This window comes from Streptococcus pantholopis, from assembly GCF_001642085.1.
In the GTDB taxonomy this organism is placed as follows: Bacteria; Bacillota; Bacilli; order Lactobacillales; family Streptococcaceae; genus Streptococcus; species Streptococcus pantholopis.
Genome location: NZ_CP014699.1, coordinates 1371382 through 1388544 on the forward strand (window position 1 = coordinate 1371382; position 17163 = coordinate 1388544).

General features: G+C 43.3%; 12 protein-coding genes. 2 read left to right on the plus strand and 10 right to left on the minus strand.

The genetic code is table 11. The features are described from left to right. Positions 1–7: 7 nt before the first annotated feature. Positions 8–2167 (plus strand): class 1b ribonucleoside-diphosphate reductase subunit alpha, encoded by a 2160-nt coding sequence (gene nrdE, locus A0O21_RS06335; RefSeq protein WP_067063058.1) that lies wholly within the window; start codon positions 8–10, stop codon positions 2165–2167. 142 nt (positions 2168–2309) lie between these two features. After that, positions 2310–3272, plus strand: a complete 963-nt coding sequence (nrdF, locus tag A0O21_RS06340; RefSeq protein ID WP_067065193.1) for a class 1b ribonucleoside-diphosphate reductase subunit beta — start codon at positions 2310–2312, stop codon at positions 3270–3272. A 218-nt stretch (positions 3273–3490) separates the two neighbouring features. Here nrdF and A0O21_RS06345 read toward each other — a convergent pair whose 3' ends face one another. The 10 genes from A0O21_RS06345 to pepF form a co-directional block, all read right to left on the minus strand. Continuing rightward, entirely contained in the window at positions 3491–4636 is a 1146-nt protein-coding gene (locus tag A0O21_RS06345) for an acetylornithine transaminase (protein WP_067063062.1), read from the minus strand. A gap of 2 nt (positions 4637–4638) precedes the next feature. Continuing rightward, the gene (gene argB / locus A0O21_RS06350) at positions 4639–5376 is read right to left on the minus strand and encodes an acetylglutamate kinase (protein WP_067063066.1); all 738 of its coding nucleotides are present in this window, start codon (positions 5374–5376) and stop codon (positions 4639–4641) included. Between the two features lie 69 nt (positions 5377–5445). After that, positions 5446–6639, minus strand: coding sequence for a bifunctional glutamate N-acetyltransferase/amino-acid acetyltransferase ArgJ (gene argJ / locus A0O21_RS06355; RefSeq protein WP_067063070.1), 1194 nt, complete (start codon positions 6637–6639; stop codon positions 5446–5448). A gap of 17 nt (positions 6640–6656) precedes the next feature. Continuing rightward, entirely contained in the window at positions 6657–7679 is a 1023-nt protein-coding gene (argC, locus tag A0O21_RS06360) for an N-acetyl-gamma-glutamyl-phosphate reductase (protein ID WP_067063074.1), read from the minus strand. A 313-nt stretch (positions 7680–7992) separates the two neighbouring features. Continuing rightward, on the minus strand, positions 7993–8673 hold the full coding sequence (locus A0O21_RS06365) for a CPBP family intramembrane glutamic endopeptidase (RefSeq protein ID WP_067063077.1): 681 nt from the start codon (positions 8671–8673) through the stop codon (positions 7993–7995). A 96-nt stretch (positions 8674–8769) separates the two neighbouring features. Beyond that, positions 8770–9552, minus strand: a complete 783-nt coding sequence (locus tag A0O21_RS06370; protein ID WP_067063080.1) for a carbon-nitrogen family hydrolase — start codon at positions 9550–9552, stop codon at positions 8770–8772. A 384-nt stretch (positions 9553–9936) separates the two neighbouring features. After that, positions 9937–12567, minus strand: a complete 2631-nt coding sequence (alaS, locus tag A0O21_RS06375; RefSeq protein ID WP_067063084.1) for an alanine--tRNA ligase — start codon at positions 12565–12567, stop codon at positions 9937–9939. Positions 12568–13214: 647 nt separating this feature from the next. Further along, positions 13215–14207, minus strand: coding sequence for a peptidylprolyl isomerase PrsA (gene prsA, locus A0O21_RS06385; RefSeq protein ID WP_067063091.1), 993 nt, complete (start codon positions 14205–14207; stop codon positions 13215–13217). A gap of 141 nt (positions 14208–14348) precedes the next feature. Beyond that, the gene (locus A0O21_RS06390) at positions 14349–15065 is read right to left on the minus strand and encodes an O-methyltransferase (protein ID WP_067063096.1); all 717 of its coding nucleotides are present in this window, start codon (positions 15063–15065) and stop codon (positions 14349–14351) included. A 37-nt stretch (positions 15066–15102) separates the two neighbouring features. Continuing rightward, on the minus strand, positions 15103–16896 hold the full coding sequence (gene pepF / locus A0O21_RS06395; protein ID WP_067063100.1) for an oligoendopeptidase F: 1794 nt from the start codon (positions 16894–16896) through the stop codon (positions 15103–15105). Positions 16897–17163: the final 267 nt, after the last annotated feature.

Here is a 17163-nt window from a genome sequence, read left to right on the forward strand (position 1 = left end):
AGATAAAATGAGTCTCAAAAATCTTGGCGATGTTTCCTATTTTCGTCTTAATAATGAAATTAACCGTCCTGTCAACGGACAAATTCCGCTTCATCGGGACAGAGAAGCTTTAAAAGCTTTTTTTGCAGAGAATGTTGAGCCTAACACAATGAGCTTTAGCAGCATTACTGATAAAGTCCGTTACCTAGTGGATAATGACTATATTGAGTCAGATTTTATTCATAAGTACTCACCGGCTTTCATTGAAAAATTAGCAGCCGACATTCAGGCTCAGGGATTTCAGTTTAAGTCTTTTATGGCTGCTTATAAATTCTATCAGCAATATGCTTTAAAAACCGATGATGGTGATTTTTATCTCGAAAGTATGGAAGATCGGGTCATGTTTAATGCCCTCTATTTTGCTGATGGCAATGAGGAGCTGGCGCATGATTTGGCCATTGAAATGATTAATCAGCGCTATCAGCCGGCAACGCCCTCATTTTTGAACGCCGGCCGAAGCCGGCGGGGTGAGCTGGTCTCCTGTTTTTTAATTCAGGTAACAGATGATATGAACGCTATTGGCCGCTCCATCAATTCTGCTCTGCAGTTATCACGGATTGGCGGCGGAGTTGGCATTTCTTTGTCCAACCTTCGTGAAGCCGGAGCACCGATCAAGGGATTTGCAGGCGCAGCTTCTGGTGTTGTACCAGTTATGAAGCTGTTTGAAGACAGCTTCTCCTACTCCAACCAGCTCGGGCAGCGCCAAGGAGCCGGAGTCGTTTATCTCAATGTCTTTCATCCGGATATTATCGCCTTTCTTTCAACTAAGAAGGAAAATGCTGACGAAAAGGTTCGTGTAAAGACCTTATCTCTTGGAGTAGTTGTTCCTGATAAATTCTACGAGCTGGCGCGTCAAAATGAAGACATGTATCTGTTCAGCCCTTACAGTGTTGAAAGGGAATATGGCATACCTTTTAATTACATTGATATCACTGAAAAGTATGACGAACTGGTTGCCAATCCAAATATCACTAAGACCAAAATCAAGGCTCGGGATCTCGAAACCGAGATTTCCAAACTGCAGCAGGAATCCGGCTACCCTTATATTATTAATGTTGATACAGCCAACAGGAGCAACCCGATTGATGGAAAAATCGTAATGAGCAACCTCTGCTCAGAAATCCTGCAGGTTCAAAAACCCAGTCTGCTCAATGATGCGCAGGAGTTTGTAGAAATGGGAACCGATATTTCCTGCAATCTTGGTTCGACCAATGTTGTCAATATGATGGCTTCACCTGATTTCGGCCGCTCAATCAAAGCTATGACACGGGCTTTAACCTTTGTGACCGATGCATCGCAGATAGAAGCGGTTCCGACAGTGAAACATGGCAACAGCCAAGCGCATACCTTTGGTTTGGGCGCAATGGGGCTGCATTCTTTTCTGGCTCAGAATCATATAGCCTACGGCAGCCCAGAATCGCTTGAATTTACCGATATTTATTTTATGCTGCTTAATTACTGGACACTGGTTGAATCCAACACTATTGCCCGCGAGCGTCAGAAGACATTTGTTGGTTTTGAACAATCCACATATGCTGACGGAACTTATTTTGACAAGTATATAACCGGCCAGTATGTGCCAAAATCCAGACGTGTGCAAGAGCTGTTTGCCGGACATTTTATTCCGCAGGCTGAGGATTGGCAGGCTCTCAAAGAACAAGTAATGCGGGACGGTCTCTATCATCAAAACCGGCTTGCTGTGGCACCGAACGGATCGATTTCTTATATTAATGACGTATCAGCCTCTATCCATCCGATTACGCAGCGTATCGAAGAACGCCAGGAAAAGAAAATCGGCAAAATTTACTATCCAGCTGCCGGACTGTCAACTGATACGATTCCTTACTACACTTCTGCCTACGATATGGATATGCGGAAAGTCATTGATGTTTATGCTGCAGCAACAGAACATGTGGATCAAGGGCTGTCTTTGACCCTGTTTATGCGCAGTGACATTCCTCAAGGGCTCTATGAATGGAAAACTGAAAGCAAGCAAACGACCCGTGATTTGTCCATTTTGCGCAACTATGCTTTCAATAAAGGAATTAAATCCATTTATTATGTCCGTACCTATACAGACGATGGAGAAGAGGTTGGCTCTAATCAATGTGAATCCTGTGTCATTTAATTGGCTATATAGGAGTTCTTGGTCTGTGCATTAGCTGTTTACTATACGATGGAAAGGAAGAGACACTGTCTTTTGAAACAGTGTCCAAAAAGATAAAACCGGGCCTGCAAAAGGAATTGACCCGGCTTTGGGTGATTTAATGATGACTACTTATTACGAAGCGATTAACTGGAATGAAATTGAAGACATTATTGATAAGTCAACTTGGGAAAAACTGACTGAGCAATTTTGGCTTGACACACGTATTCCTCTATCTAATGATCTTGATGACTGGCGGAAACTCTCCAGTGAAGAAAAAGATTTGGTCGGTAAAGTGTTCGGCGGCTTAACCCTGCTGGATACCATGCAGTCTGAATCCGGAGTCGAAGCGATCCGCGGAGATATCCGTACACCGCATGAGGAGGCCGTTCTCAACAATATTCAGTTTATGGAATCGGTTCATGCCAAATCTTATTCATCCATCTTTTCTACTCTCAATACGAAAGCTGAGATTGAAGACATTTTTAAGTGGACAAACAGCAATGAATACTTGCAGAAAAAAGCCAAAATCATTAATGATATTTATAAAAACGGCAATGCTCTGCAAAAAAAGGTTGCTTCCACTTATCTTGAAACCTTTCTCTTCTATTCAGGTTTTTTTACACCGCTCTACTATCTCGGCAATAATAAGCTCGCTAATGTGGCAGAGATTATTAAATTGATTATCCGCGATGAATCCGTGCATGGAACCTATATCGGCTATAAATTTCAGCTGGGCTTTAATGAACTGTCTGAGGAAGAGCAGAGTGACTTTCGCGACTGGATGTACGATCTCCTTTATCAGCTCTATGAAAATGAAGAACGCTATACGCATACCCTATATGAAACAGTGGGCTGGACGGAGGAAGTCATGACCTTTTTGCGCTATAATGCCAATAAAGCCCTAATGAATTTGGGGCAGGATCCGCTCTTTCCGGACACAGCCAATGACGTGAACCCGATTGTAATGAATGGTATTTCTACAGGAACATCCAATCATGATTTCTTCAGCCAGGTAGGCAACGGCTATCTGCTTGGCAGTGTTGAGGCGATGAGGGACGATGATTATAATTACGGACTGTCATAAAAACTATTCTCATGCAAAAGGCAGCTGGGACTTTCGTCCCAGCTGCCTTTTGTTAAAGTTGGGAATAAAAATGGCCTGATATCTGTAAATAAAATCTCCTCCAGCCTAAAAGAAGAGTAAAGGAAAATCGATGATTTTGAAGGCGCGGTTTCCCTTCACTCTTTTTTAGATTGAAAATAGCCGATACTGTTAACAGCTCCTTCAGGTCTTTAAAAAACTCAGTCCTGCCTATCTTTTTGAAACACTGCCTGTAAAACAGCAACAGCCTGCTCTCCTTGCTCTTCTGTCAGAGTCAAAGGAGGCAGGAGCCGCAGAACATTGCTGCCAGCCGTTAAAACAATCAGGCCTCTGGCCCGTGCACCAGCAACTAGATCAGCCAAATCTGCTTTGCTTTCAATACCAATCATATAGCCCAATCCTCGAATATCGGTCACAAGCGGCAGATCGGCCAGAGCTGCTTTGAGTTTCTGCTGAAGAATATCGGCATTTAAGCGCACCGTTTGTAAAAAATTATCGCCCTGCAGGACATCAAGTACAGCCGAGCTGACAGCCATTGCCAGTTTGTTGCCGCCAAAGGTAGAACCATGGCTGCCATAAGAAAAGGCTGACCCCAAGGCAGACTTGCCAAGCATGGCACCGACGGGAAAGCCATTACCCAAACCCTTTGCCAAGGTAAAAATATCAGGTTCAATCCCATAATGCTCAAAGGAAAAAAGCCGGCCTGTCCGTCCCATACCTGTCTGCACTTCATCAACGATTAATAAAATTTCCTGCTGCTGGCAAAAGGCTGCTAAATCACTGACAAAAGTCCTATCTGCTACATGAATACCTGATTCTCCCTGCACCAATTCCAGCATAACAGCTGCCGTATCCTCCGTAACCAGTCGCTTGACGCTGTCCAAATCATTCAAAACAGCATAAGAAAAATGCGGTACACCATCACCAAATCCCTTTTTGATGGTCTCTTGGCCGCTGGCAGAAAGGGAACCGAAAGTTCTCCCGTGAAAAGAGTTTTTAAAACTGATGATTTCCTGCTTGCCGCTGCTTTTTCTGGCCAGCTTAATAGCTGCTTCATTGGCTTCCGCGCCACTGTTACAAAAGTAGGCCAAATAATCATAGCCGCCAATCAGCTTGTCTGCTACTTCTTCCTGCAGACTGTTGCGATAAAGATTAGGACTGTGCCAGATTTCTTCAGCTTGCTTTTTTAGGGCGGCCTTGACATAAGGGTGAAAACCCAGATTGGTCACTCCGATTCCACTTGCAAAATCAAGATAGGATTTGCCCTTTTGATCCCATAAATAGTTTCCCTCAGCTTTAATAAATTCGACATCAGCTCTTTTATAATTTTGAAAAAGTTTTCCCATAGCTACCCCTTTTGAATGAGTGTTCCACGATTTAAACGGTCTCCGATTAAAACTTGCTCAACACCTGCAAGCACTGTTTCTGCTGCACTTTCAACCTTGGGAATCATACCGCCTGTTATGGTTCCGTCAGCAATTTTTTTCTGTATAGCGCTGAGCGGCAGGTGCTCAAGTACTGTCCCCTTCTCTAAAACCCCTGGGACATCTGTCATTAAAATGAATTTTTCGGCCGACAGAGCTTGAGCCACAGCTCTAGCCAGATAATCAGCATTAATATTCAGAACTTCCCCTTGATGACTGTAGCCTAAAGAAGGCAGGAGCGGCACTAAACCCCTTTCCAAAAAATCTAACAAGGGCGCTTTAACCACAGCGCTTACTTGTCCGACATAACCGTAAAGGTCTTTTTGCAAAAAATCTGCCTGAACAATCTCCTGTAAATCTGCATCAACCGTTAAGGCATTGATTCCAGCCTGATTTAGCTGCTGCGCCAAAGCTTTTCCGACTCTTTCGGTCAAGGCCGTCTTAATCAGCGGCATATCAAGCTTTGCTGTCACTCGCAGACCATTGACTTTTTGAATCGGCCGCTGATGATCTTTCATCATCTGATCGATGGCAAAGCCGCCACCATGTACAATGAGAACAGCTTTTCCTGCATCTGTCCATATCTTGATTTGATTCAGAAAATCTGCAGTCAAAGACCGGCTGGCTACCCCGCCGATTTTGATAACAATCACATCTTTCATAACTTTTCATTCCTTTTTATAAGGCAATTAGCTTTTCACAGTTGGCCAAAAATCCGGGGATAAGGAGGATTAAGTCCGGTAAAGCGCATTGATTTTAACATAATCATAAGATAAATCACAGCCCCATGCTGTTCCCTTAGAATTTCCGTTATGCAAGTCAACCTTAATGACCAATTCATCATCCTGCATAATATCCTGCATTTCCTCATCATCAAAAGCAACAGGATTTGAACTGAGCAGGACCGGTATCGGTCCTAAATAAATATCAACCTTATCCACTGTGATATCTGCTCCGGCATAGCCTATTGCGGCTAAAATCCGTCCCCAATTCGGATCTTCGCCAAAAACAGCTGTTTTAACCAGACTGGATCCGACAACACTCTTAGCCAGCATACGGGCCGTTTTGCTACCTGGGGCATTTACGACTTGAACTTCAATTAACTTAGTCGCCCCTTCTCCGTCTTTTGCAATTTTTTTGGCTAAGTCAGTCATGACAGCAGAAAGCATTTGCGAAAACTTCTCAAATTCTGCTGTCTCAGGCAGAATTTCCTGATTGCCGCTGCAGCCGTTGGCAAGAACAAGGACCATATCGTTAGTTGAGGTATCACCGTCTATAGTAATCTGATTAAAAGTGGTTTCGACATTTTGCCGCAGAGCCAATTGCAGGGTCTGGCTGGAAATATTAGCGTCGCAGGTGATAAAAGCAAGCATAGTGGCCATATTAGGGTGAATCATGCCCGAGCCCTTAGCTACTCCGGCCATAGTGACCTCATCAGAGCCAAACATTTCCTTGGCAGCTACTGTCTTTGTTATGGTATCCGTTGTTAAAATTGCTTGGGCAAAATCGTCTGCATTTCCGTTAATGACGATTTTTTCCAGCCCCTTCTCCAGTTTATCCATAGGCAGCAAATCGCCGATGACACCGGTAGAAGCCACTCCAACCAAGTGTGGTTCAAGCTTCAATTTTTCAGCAGCCTGTCTTTGCATACTGTAGGCATCCGCTAATCCTTGGCTGCCTGTACAGGAATTGGCAACACCGGAATTGACGACAACCGCCTGCATTTGGCCATGCTCTTCAATCGCTGAACGCGTTACAACCAAAGGCGCAGCAACAACTTTATTGGTCGTATAAACACCGGCAACACTGGCTGGCCTTTCAGATACCAGCCAGCCAAAATCCAATTTTCTCTTTTTAAAACCCGCATGCAGACCATCTGCTGAAAATCCCAGCGGACTGGCAATATTTCCTTGAAAAATTTTCATCTTTTCTATTTTCCTTTTTATAAATAGCTTGGTACAGCCAGCAGTCCTGTTTTTTCATCAAAACCGCACATCAGATTAAAATTTTGAACAGCTTGGCCTGCTGCCCCTTTAATCAAATTGTCAATAACAGATACGACTGTCAGCACATTAGTCGGCGGATTGTAAGCAAAACCAATATCCGCAAAATTAGAGCCGATAACATTGTGCAGCTCCGGCAATTCTTGCTGAATTCGAACAAAGAATTTATCCGCATAGCAGTCTTGATACAGCGCTGTAATAGCCTCATGCGACAGAGGCTGCTTTAATTTCACATAGCAAGTCGCCATAATTCCGCGATTGACCGGCAAGAGAGAGGTCGAGAACTGAATATGCTGCAGCTGACTGTCAAAGAGCTGCAATTCTTGCACGATTTCTGGAATATGCTGATGACGGTTCAGCTTATAAGTCACATAATTGTCATGGACATTGACAAAATGGCTGGAAGCCGAAAGAGCTTTCCCAGCGCCAGTCAAGCCGCTTTTAGCGTCTACAATAATCGAAGTCAGATCAATCGCCTGAGCTTTAAGCAGGGGAATGAGGGCTAATTCTGCTGCAGTCGCATAGCAGCCGGGATTGGCAATAAATCTTTTTCCCTTTAAATCCGTATATTCACTCAAAGCATAGGTAAACCGAGCCAACACACTGTCTGTCTGAGCGGTTTTCTGATACCATCTTTCATAAAGCGAAGCGGGCAAACGGTGATCGCCTGATAAATCGATAAGCGGAAAATCAGCCGCAACAAAATCACAGGCTAAATCTTTAGCAACACCGCTAGGCGTCGCCAGAAAAACAAGATCGGCTTTTTCCATAATTGATTGACTGTCGACAGCATCAATTTTTAAATCACAAATTCCTTTTAAGTAGGGATAAATATCAGAAAGAGAACTGCCAATATCTTTGCTGGCATGAATAGAAACAATCTCTGCATTTTTATGATTATTCAAAAGTCTAACCAGCTCTAAACCGCTGTAACCTGTAACACCAACAATCGATACTTTCATTCTATGACTCCTTTTTAAGATATTATTCATTTTAACGTATAATTATACATAAGTCAAGGAAAATTTCGCCCGCACAGAAAAAAGCAGCCTCAATAAAGACTGCTTAGGATAAAAGATTTAAAAGAGTTGGGACAAAAGTCCTGCCTCGTTTTATTTTTTTAGACATATGAGCTTTGATTGGAAGTTCTTATCTCTTCCTAATCAAACTGTTCGGAGGCAGGACAACAAAATCAAAATTGTTACTTTATGACGATTTACCGATTTTTGTCTCACTCTCTTATTTCAGCAATTCAAGCGCAAGTTATCACATCTCTCATAAAAAAAGCAAAAAAATCGCTGCAGGGAGATTGTTTAAAATATGGACCAAAATTGAATCCTTGATATTGCCCCGGCGCTGATAAGCCAAATATAAAAGCAGCCCGATTCCGGCATAGGTTAGAAATTCAATGAGATTGGTCGAGTGCGGCAAGGCAAAGACAACGGTCGTCACAAAGCCGGCCAGGAGTCTGCTATGTCCTTTAAATAAGAAATGTTCAGGAAAAGCCCGGTAGGCCAGCTCTTCAATAATTGGACCGATAATGCCGATTAAAAGCACATAAAGCAGGGTAAAGAAAAAGAAGCCTCCACTAAAAAAAGAAGTCATACTCTGCAAAGCTGCATCGTTAGCTGTTGTTTCCTGACCGGAATAAACTTGATTGATAACTGTTCCTATAATAGCCACTACCCGCATTCCCAGCCAGAACAATAAAGCGATGCCCAGATCGATTCCTTTTATTTTCTGCTGTTTTACCCTATCGCTTTCGTATTTCTTGTGAAAGGTCCATAAAACATAGATGACACAAACAACAAAGACAAGGTAAAGCAGCCCCAGCAGCCACTGCATCAGGGGAGAAAGCTCTTTTTGTCCTCTTAATAAGAAGAGCGGTATGACGTTGCAGACTAATGACAGAAGAATCAGACCGAGAGCTTTTAAACTATTTAAAACTATTTTCATTATGTGTCCTCATAAAGCATTTCATTTTTGATAAACCTATCATAGCATGTTTATAAGATAAAAACCAGCTTATTTGAAGGGAAATCAAAGCTTCTTCTAATGATATAGTTCCGGCCGTCTGTCCGCAAAAACAGGAATCTGGCTACGCAGAGAATCGCTCTGGGAAAAATCAAGACTAGCCCTATATATCCCTGAGCTATTGTCCGGAGCCTGCAGCACCGCCTGCCCAAGCGGGTCAATAATTAGGGAATGCCCAGAAAAATGATGCTGAGGATCTTCGCCGACGCGATTAACCCCAACCACAAAAGCCTGATTTTCCACTGCCCGCGCTCTCAGCAGTATTTCCCATTGCTCAATACGCTCTTTAGGCCACTGAGCTGCAACAAACAGAATTTGGCTGCCTCCAGCCATCATCGTGCGTATCCATTCAGGAAAGCGCAAATCATAGCAGATAGCGGCAGAAGCCATACTACCATCAAGCTTAAACTGGCTCACCTGATTACCGGACTGTAAGTAGAGGTCTTCAGCCATCGGACCAAATAAATGGGCTTTGGCATACTCCCCGATTAAATCACCCTTACGGTCAAAAATATAAGTGGTATTATAAAAACCATCGGTCTTTTGAACCGCTACCGAACCGGCCACAATATTAACAGCATGCCGCTTGGCAAATTCTCCTAAAACAGCCTGTGTCTGCCGGCCATCTTTATCAGCAATTTCATCTAAATTGGCCAATGCATAGCCCGTATTCCACATCTCCGGCAGCACTATAACATCGGTCTCTTCTTTCGCTGCTTTCTCCAGCAAGTCTGAAACAGCAGCAAAATTTCGCTCAGGATTATTATAAAAGACTGGCATCTGTACTAAAGCTATCCGCATCTTTTCACCTCATAAACTCAGACAATTGCAGCACAGCCTGCAATCATTTATCTTTATTATATCCATTATAAAGTTTGACTGCAAGCTCAAGAAAAGCTAATCATTCATCTCGCGCCGCCAGATTTTGTATGAGAGCATCACTCAAAACATAAAGGTTTTATTGACAGCCTGAACAAAATTCTGACAGTAAGAAAAAATTGGAAATACTGAAAACCTACGGATGCCATTCGTTCTTACTTTAATACTATTTAAAAACACCTGAAAGCTAAAATGCAATAGCCTTTTCAGGTGTTTTTTATCAAAACTGCTAGGTTCAAAAACAAGAAAAAACTGCTTTGCCAAAAGTTTTTTGATTCTGCAGCTGTCTGATGCAGTCCCGCATTTCTAACCTTTTAGCGGCAGATTATCTGCTACCGCTCCCAGCAAAGCAGAAATGGCTGATGGGTCTGTCCCTCCTGCCATAGCCATTGTTGGCTTACCGCCTCCTCGGCCGGAGACAATAGGTGCCAATTGCTTAATCAGTTGGCCAGCAGGGACAGTGTCCTTCTTGCTGGCAACAAGAACGCTGACTTTTTCACCGATAGGAGCAGCCAGAACAAGAACATCTGAGTAATCTTTTTGCTTCCACTTATCCGCAAAAGTACGCAAAGCAGCGGCATCAGATGCCTGAACCTGAGCGGCAACATAAGTGATGCCCTTTGCTTCCTTAACATCTGTAAAAATTGACTCTGCCTGAACTGCAGCTGCTTTTTCCTTAAGTTCTGTATTTTCCTTTTGCAGCTGACGAAGTTCTTCTAACAGACCTGTTACTCTGTGCGGAACATCTTTAAGCTGAGGAGACTTGATATTGAAAGCCACTGTTTTAAGAATATCTTCAGTCTCACGGTAAGCCGCAAAGGCCTGCGGACCAGTAGCAGCTAAAATACGTCGGGTACCAGAACCAATGCCTTCTTCTTTAAGAATCTTAAATAAACCAATTTCCGATGTATTTTTAAGGTGAGTGCCGCCGCACAGTTCGACAGAATAATCCCCGATTGTAACCACACGCACCTGCCGGCCGTATTTTTCACCAAAGAGGGCCAACGCCCCCATCGATTTAGCCGTATCAATGTCGGTTTCAATCGTTTTGACAGCAAGAGCCTTCCAAATTTGCTGATTCACTTCTTCTTCTATCTGACGAAGCTGATTTGGACTGACAGCTTCAAAGTGAGTGAAGTCAAAACGCAGAAAATCGGTTTCGTTGAGAGAGCCTGCCTGTCTTGCATGATCGCCTAAAACATTATGCAGAGCGGCATGCAGCAAATGAGTTGCTGTATGATTAGCCATGACACGATAGCGTCTGTCATGATCAATTGCAAGTGTATAGGTCTGACCAACCGAAAGTTCAGATAAAATCTCAGCTGTATGGAGAGGCTGACCGTTAGGGGCTTTTTGAACATCTGTGATACGAGCTACAAGGTCGCCATCTTTATTTTTAATCACACCGTGATCGGCTACCTGACCGCCCATTTCTGCATAGAAAGGTGTTCGGTCAAAAACCAGAAAGGCCTGACCGTCTGCTGCAGTTTCTGCCCGTTCATTATGGACAATCAGAACTGATAAGTTGGCGGTTAATTCTTCTTTATCATAGTCAAAAACAGATGATTCAACAATACCGGATAATGTTTCATTCTGCATCCCCATCGATCCGCCTTTGACTGCACCGGCACGCGCCCGTTCCTGCTGCTCTTTCATGGCTGTCTGAAAACCATGGTGATCGATCTTAAACCCTTGATCTTCGGCTAGTTCTTCTGTCAGTTCAACTGGGAAGCCATAGGTATCGTACAGTTTAAAGATTGCCTGACCGTCCAGAGTATCTTTGCCTTGCTGTTTCAGCTGGCTCAGAACCTGTTCTAAGTGAACTGTCCCTGCATCAATGGTTCTGGCAAATGTCTCTTCTTCACGCTTAATAATCTTTTCAATAAAAGCGTCTTTCTCAAGAACTTCGGGATAATATGAGGTCATAATCCGTCCGACAATGGAAACCAGCCGATAAAGGAAGGGGTCTTTAATCCCAAGCCGGCGTCCGTGCATAACGGCCCTGCGCAGCAAACGCCGCAGGACATAACCTCGACCTTCATTTCCCGGTAAAGCACCATCAGCAATCGCAAAGGTCAGAGACCGAATATGGTCGGCAATGACTTTAAAACTCATATTATCGCCGTCTGGATCATAAACCTTGCCGGAAATCTTTTCCACTTCCCGGATTAAAGGAAGAAAAAGGTCCGTTTCAAAATTGGTTTTAGCCCCTTGGAGAATGGCTACCATACGCTCCAAACCCATACCAGTATCAATATTCTTGTTAGGGAGTTCCTTGTAGGCCGAACGCGGCAAATCCGGATCCGCATTATATTGAGATAAAACAATATTCCAAATTTCAATATAACGATCATTTTCAATATCTTCTGCCAGAAGGCGGATACCCATATTGTCCGGATCAAAATCTTCCCCTCTGTCAAAAAAGATTTCTGTATCAGGGCCGGAAGGACCAGCTCCGATTTCCCAGAAGTTTCCCTCAAGAGGAATCAAGTGACTGGGGTCAACTCCGCAGGACAGCCAGCAATTGTAGGATTCCTTATCATCCGGATAATAAGTCATATAAAGTTTATCCTTAGGTAAATCAAACCACTGAGGGCTGGTCAGCAGCTCGAATCCCCATTTGATTGCTTGTTCACGGAAATAATCACCAATCGAAAAATTCCCCAGCATTTCAAACATGGTATGATGACGTGCCGTTTTACCGACATTTTCAATATCATTGGTTCGAATCGCTTTTTGAGCATTGGCAATACGAGGATTTTCCGGAACAACTGAACCATCAAAATATTTTTTTAGGGTGGCAACCCCCGAGTTAATCCACAGTAAAGTCGGATCATCCACTGGAATCAAATTAGCTGATGGTTCGATAGCATGCGCTTTTGTTTGCCAAAAATCCAGCCACATTTGCCGCACTTGGGCACTTGTCATTTCTTTCATCAATATCCCTTTCTTTTACTCATGAGATTTTGCAGCAGCCTGATTGGCCTTAACACAGCCGATAGCAGTAACTAAGGACATCACAAAATTCCCACTCCGCTATCAGGCTAAGCTGAAGGCATTGTCAGCTAGTCTTAAGCAATTTGCGCCAGCAGCGCCTCCTCTTGATAAAGCCGAAAATTCTTATTCCAAGCATCACCTTCAACTGACAGTTCAAACTCCCTGACAATCTGAAAACGACTGTGCCGGCAAGTTCAGTATCAAATTTAGGAAAAAAGTCAGCATCTTTTTGCTTATTTGGGAGCTTCCATAAATACCTGTCACAATATAGCGGGAATTTCCTCAACCATCTTTAATAGCAAACTGACCGCCTAAGGTCCAAAATTTTTGCTTTATGTAAAAAATTTGTTCATACTGCTGCTTTCAAAAAAACAAGTCCATTTCACGAAGGGCGAAAACCGCGGTACCACCTTCATTCAATGAACTTGTCATTCTCTTTATTTTTTTAATTGTCTGTATTGAGCAGCAAGATAGACTTGTTTACGGCAGTTTTCACCCTCCACTGCCTCTCTGAAGTAAACCTATAAGCACTATCCATTCTCAATTACACTTTATTATACTTATTTTTAAAACCGCAGTCAAGCCATTTATTCCGATTCGGCTTCAGTGGTTGTCTCTGCCGCAGTTGTCGAATCTGCTGTAGTCGTCGCAGCATCAGAACTGCTTGAGGAACTGCTTGTTGCATACTCTGAAAGAATATCGGCAAAAGCATCATCCTTAATTTTAACATTAGCTTTTTCAAGGGCAGCGGCAATCACCTGATTTTGGAAGCTTGTATCATTTTCATACTGCGCCATAATAATTTTTTTCAGCGATTTCTTATACGTTTTCCAATCAGAATCCTTCTCAGTTTTCTTGATAGTCTTAACGATATAGTAGTCAGATGAAGTTGAATAAGCAGAAGCATTTACAACAGGAATAACATCTGAGATACCGCCTTCGTCAAGATCAAAAGCTGCATTCCTCACTTCTGCTGGCAGGGTTGTATCCGCTGAATCAAATGTGTACTCATATTTGCTGTCGTCAGCTGTCGTCTTTTCTTTAGCAATAGCTGCAAAATCAGCACCATCTGCCTTAACTTCAGAAAGAACAGAATTGGCTGTTTCTTCATCAGTTAATTTAATGACTTGGGCAGTTGTTTCCGGATTGTAATTTTCATAAGCTGATTTGTAATTCTCATCTGTCAGCTCTTTTTTAGCCGCCTGTTCAACAGCATACTCCACCAGCATTGTCGTGCGAATCTGCTGCTTGTAAGACTCTTCGGTCAAACCGGCTGCTGCAAGAGCATTAGAGAAAGAGGAGCCATAGCTGGCTGCTGTTTTATTGTAACTTTCTGTCACTTTTTTATCTGAGACTTTATCACCGTATTGGTCCTCAAACACTTTAGTCAAAACAAGTGACAGCATAGATTGTTTCGCTGCGCTCGTATTCTTAACTTCCTTATAAAAATCGGCAACAGTGATTGTATCACCTTTCATTGTGATCAGGTCTGTGTCTTCATTCGTCGAAGAACAGGCAGCCAGAGTTGCAGCTGAAAGCAGTGTCACAAGACCTGTTAGAATTTTCCCACGTCTTTTCATCAATAGTAAACTCCTTTTTATATTTGGACTAATGGCTTCTCAATCTAGGAAAAAAGTGCGCATCAGCACATCTGATAAAAGCCGCACTCATCAGCATCAGTCACTAACTCCCCCATTATAACATACTTTCTTAAATTTTACTTAATCTAAACCAGAAGGCAGGCAGATTTTTGCTGTATTTTTTCGAATAAGCAGCAGACCGTCACTGAGAGGAAGCAGACTGACCGTCAAATCCGGATGCCTGAGAACTGCTGCCAGCAGACGCTGCAGGCCGCGGTGAATCGCCCGCTGTCCTCTGGCAATTTCTTCTATCGGCTTAAGGGTATCGCCCCCCTGAAAAATATCATCTATAATGACAGCACCCCCCACTTCGAGCCGATCAAAAACAGCAGGGAGCAGCTCTATATATTTCGACTTGGCGGAATCCATAAAGACAAAGTCAAACTCTTCCTCTAAAACCGGCAGCACTTCAGCTGCATCTCCCTTGATAAGAGTAATCTGTTCCTTCAGATCATAGGCAGCAACATTTTTTTGAGCCAGCGCAAACATTTCTGCATGGCGCTCAATACTAGTGATTTTAGCTTCAGGAACATTGGCTGCCATCAGGAGAGCTGAATAGCCAATTGCAGTCCCGATTTCAAGAATCTTTTGTGGCGCTGTCATCTGGAGATAGAAACGAAAATAGGCAGCAACTTCCGGCTGGATAATCGGGATATTCTCCTGCTGGGCAAACTGCTCTAAGTCAGCTAAGCAGCCGGTATTAGGCTTCTGCTGAGTCCGTAAATAATCAACTATTTCTTCTTTGACAATAGGCCGCCTCATATTGGGATTAGCCTTTTTACTATACAATTTAACCATAATATTTAATTATAACAAAAAGCACTTGGGTTTAAAGTCAGCTGTTTCTAACTAACTTTTCCAATTCTTCCAAACGTTTTTCAAAGACAGCAAAGGCAGTGTTAAGATAAGCTTCATCAGTCATATCCAGTCCGGCTTTTCGAATAACATTGAGCGCATCCTCCGAATTCCCAGCCTTTAGAAAAGTCAGATAATTAGCCTTATCTTCCGCCCGTCCATGCATTATTTTATCCGCTAAGTAATTAGCCGCTGCAAAACCTGTCGCATATTGGTAAACATAATAATTATAATAAAAATGCGGAATCCGTGCCCATTCATAGCGAATCAGACGATTATCCTCTTTTGACAAACCGTAGTATTTCTCATTCAGTTCTGCATAAAGGCTGCTAAGATAGTCGCTGGTTAGGACCTCGCCGTTTTGATCGGCCTCATGAATCAGCTGTTCAAATTCAGCAAACTGAGTCTGGCGGAACACGGTTCCTTTAAAACCATCTAAGTAATGATTAAGAACGGCAAAGCGCTCGCTGTCCGAAGTCGCTTCCTGCAGAAGAGCTTCAGTCAGAATATTTTCGTTAGTTGTAGAAGCGATTTCTGCCAGAAAGATACTATAATCGCCGTAAACATATGGCTGATTTTCTCTAGTGAATGTTGAATGCATGCTGTGGCCGGTTTCATGCACCAAAGTGAACAGATTATCTAAGGTGTCCTGCCAGTTAAGCAGCATAAAGGCATTGGTATCATAAGAACCACCTGAGTAAGCACCGGAACGTTTCCCCTTATTTTCATAAACATCAATCCAACCTTGGTTAAAAGCCCGGTGAACATGTTCCGAATACTCTTTGCCAAAAACAGCAAGGACTTGTGCTGCTTTATCGCGTGCAGCCGGATAGCTGAAAGACCGGTCTGTCTGTGACAGGGGCGTATAAAGGTCATACATTTTCAGGTCATCAAGTCCGAGGATGGTCTGCCGCAGCCTCACATAGCGACGAAGCAGAGGCAGATGGTTATTAACAACCTTAATCAAAATCTCATAAACACTTTCAGGGATAAAGTCGGCTGACAGAGCTGCTTGGCGCGCACTGCTGTACCGGCGAACCCGCGCCTGATAATTATGACTCTTAACCGCTGTCTGCAACGTTTTGGCATAAGTATGCTGATACTGTTCATAGACAGCGTACATGGCTTCATAAGCTTGTTTGCGGACAGAACGGTCTTTTGACTCCATCAGGCTGATAAAATTCCCATGAGTCAGCTGTACTTCCTGGCCGTCACTGTTGGTAACAAAAGGTAAAACGATGTCCGCATTGTCAAGAATTTCAAAGGTCTCACCGGCAGCACCAAAAATCTCCTGAGCACCGGCCAGAAGTTCTTCTTCAGCCTGCGATAAAACATGAGGCTGCCTGCGGAAAAGATTGTCGAAAAAATGACTGTAAGCCGACAGAGCTGGTGTTTCAGCCATAAAAGCAGCAAAATCATCCTGCGGCAAAGTCAGCAATTCCGGTTCATAAAAGGCAAAAGCCTCACTGAACTGTGCATAAAGTGCTGTCGCTTTAGCCTGAAACTCTTGATATTTCGCCACCGTCGTATCCTGATCATTTTTCATTGAGGCGTAAACATAGACCTTTTCCACACGTCGGGATAGAGCCAACTGCGCTTCTGTAATTTCAAGAAGTTTTTGACCGGATTCCAGCAGCTGACCGGCATACTTACCAGCTGCCGCAATTTCAGCCGCCAGCTCCTCTACTTCTTTTTCCCAAGCACCGTCAGTCGGAAAAACAGTCGTTAAATCCCACTGATACTCTTTAGCTATATGACTGCGATTATCTGACATAAAAACTCCTTTTAACACCAAGATACAAAGGCCGTATAAAGCTCACAGCAAAAATAGGAAAACTGACGAAGAGTCGTTAAGACTCTAGGAAGTTTTATCTTTTTTGCAAAGAGCTTAGGCCGCGCGTTCAATTCACCAAGATACAAAGGGCGTTAAAAACGCAAAAGGAAAATAGGCGGTAAGTCCGAAATCTTCGATTTCGCAGACGCACCCCTGCCAGAACGACTAGAAAGGTGCGGCTGGTAATCAGTGACTTAAGACCTCAGT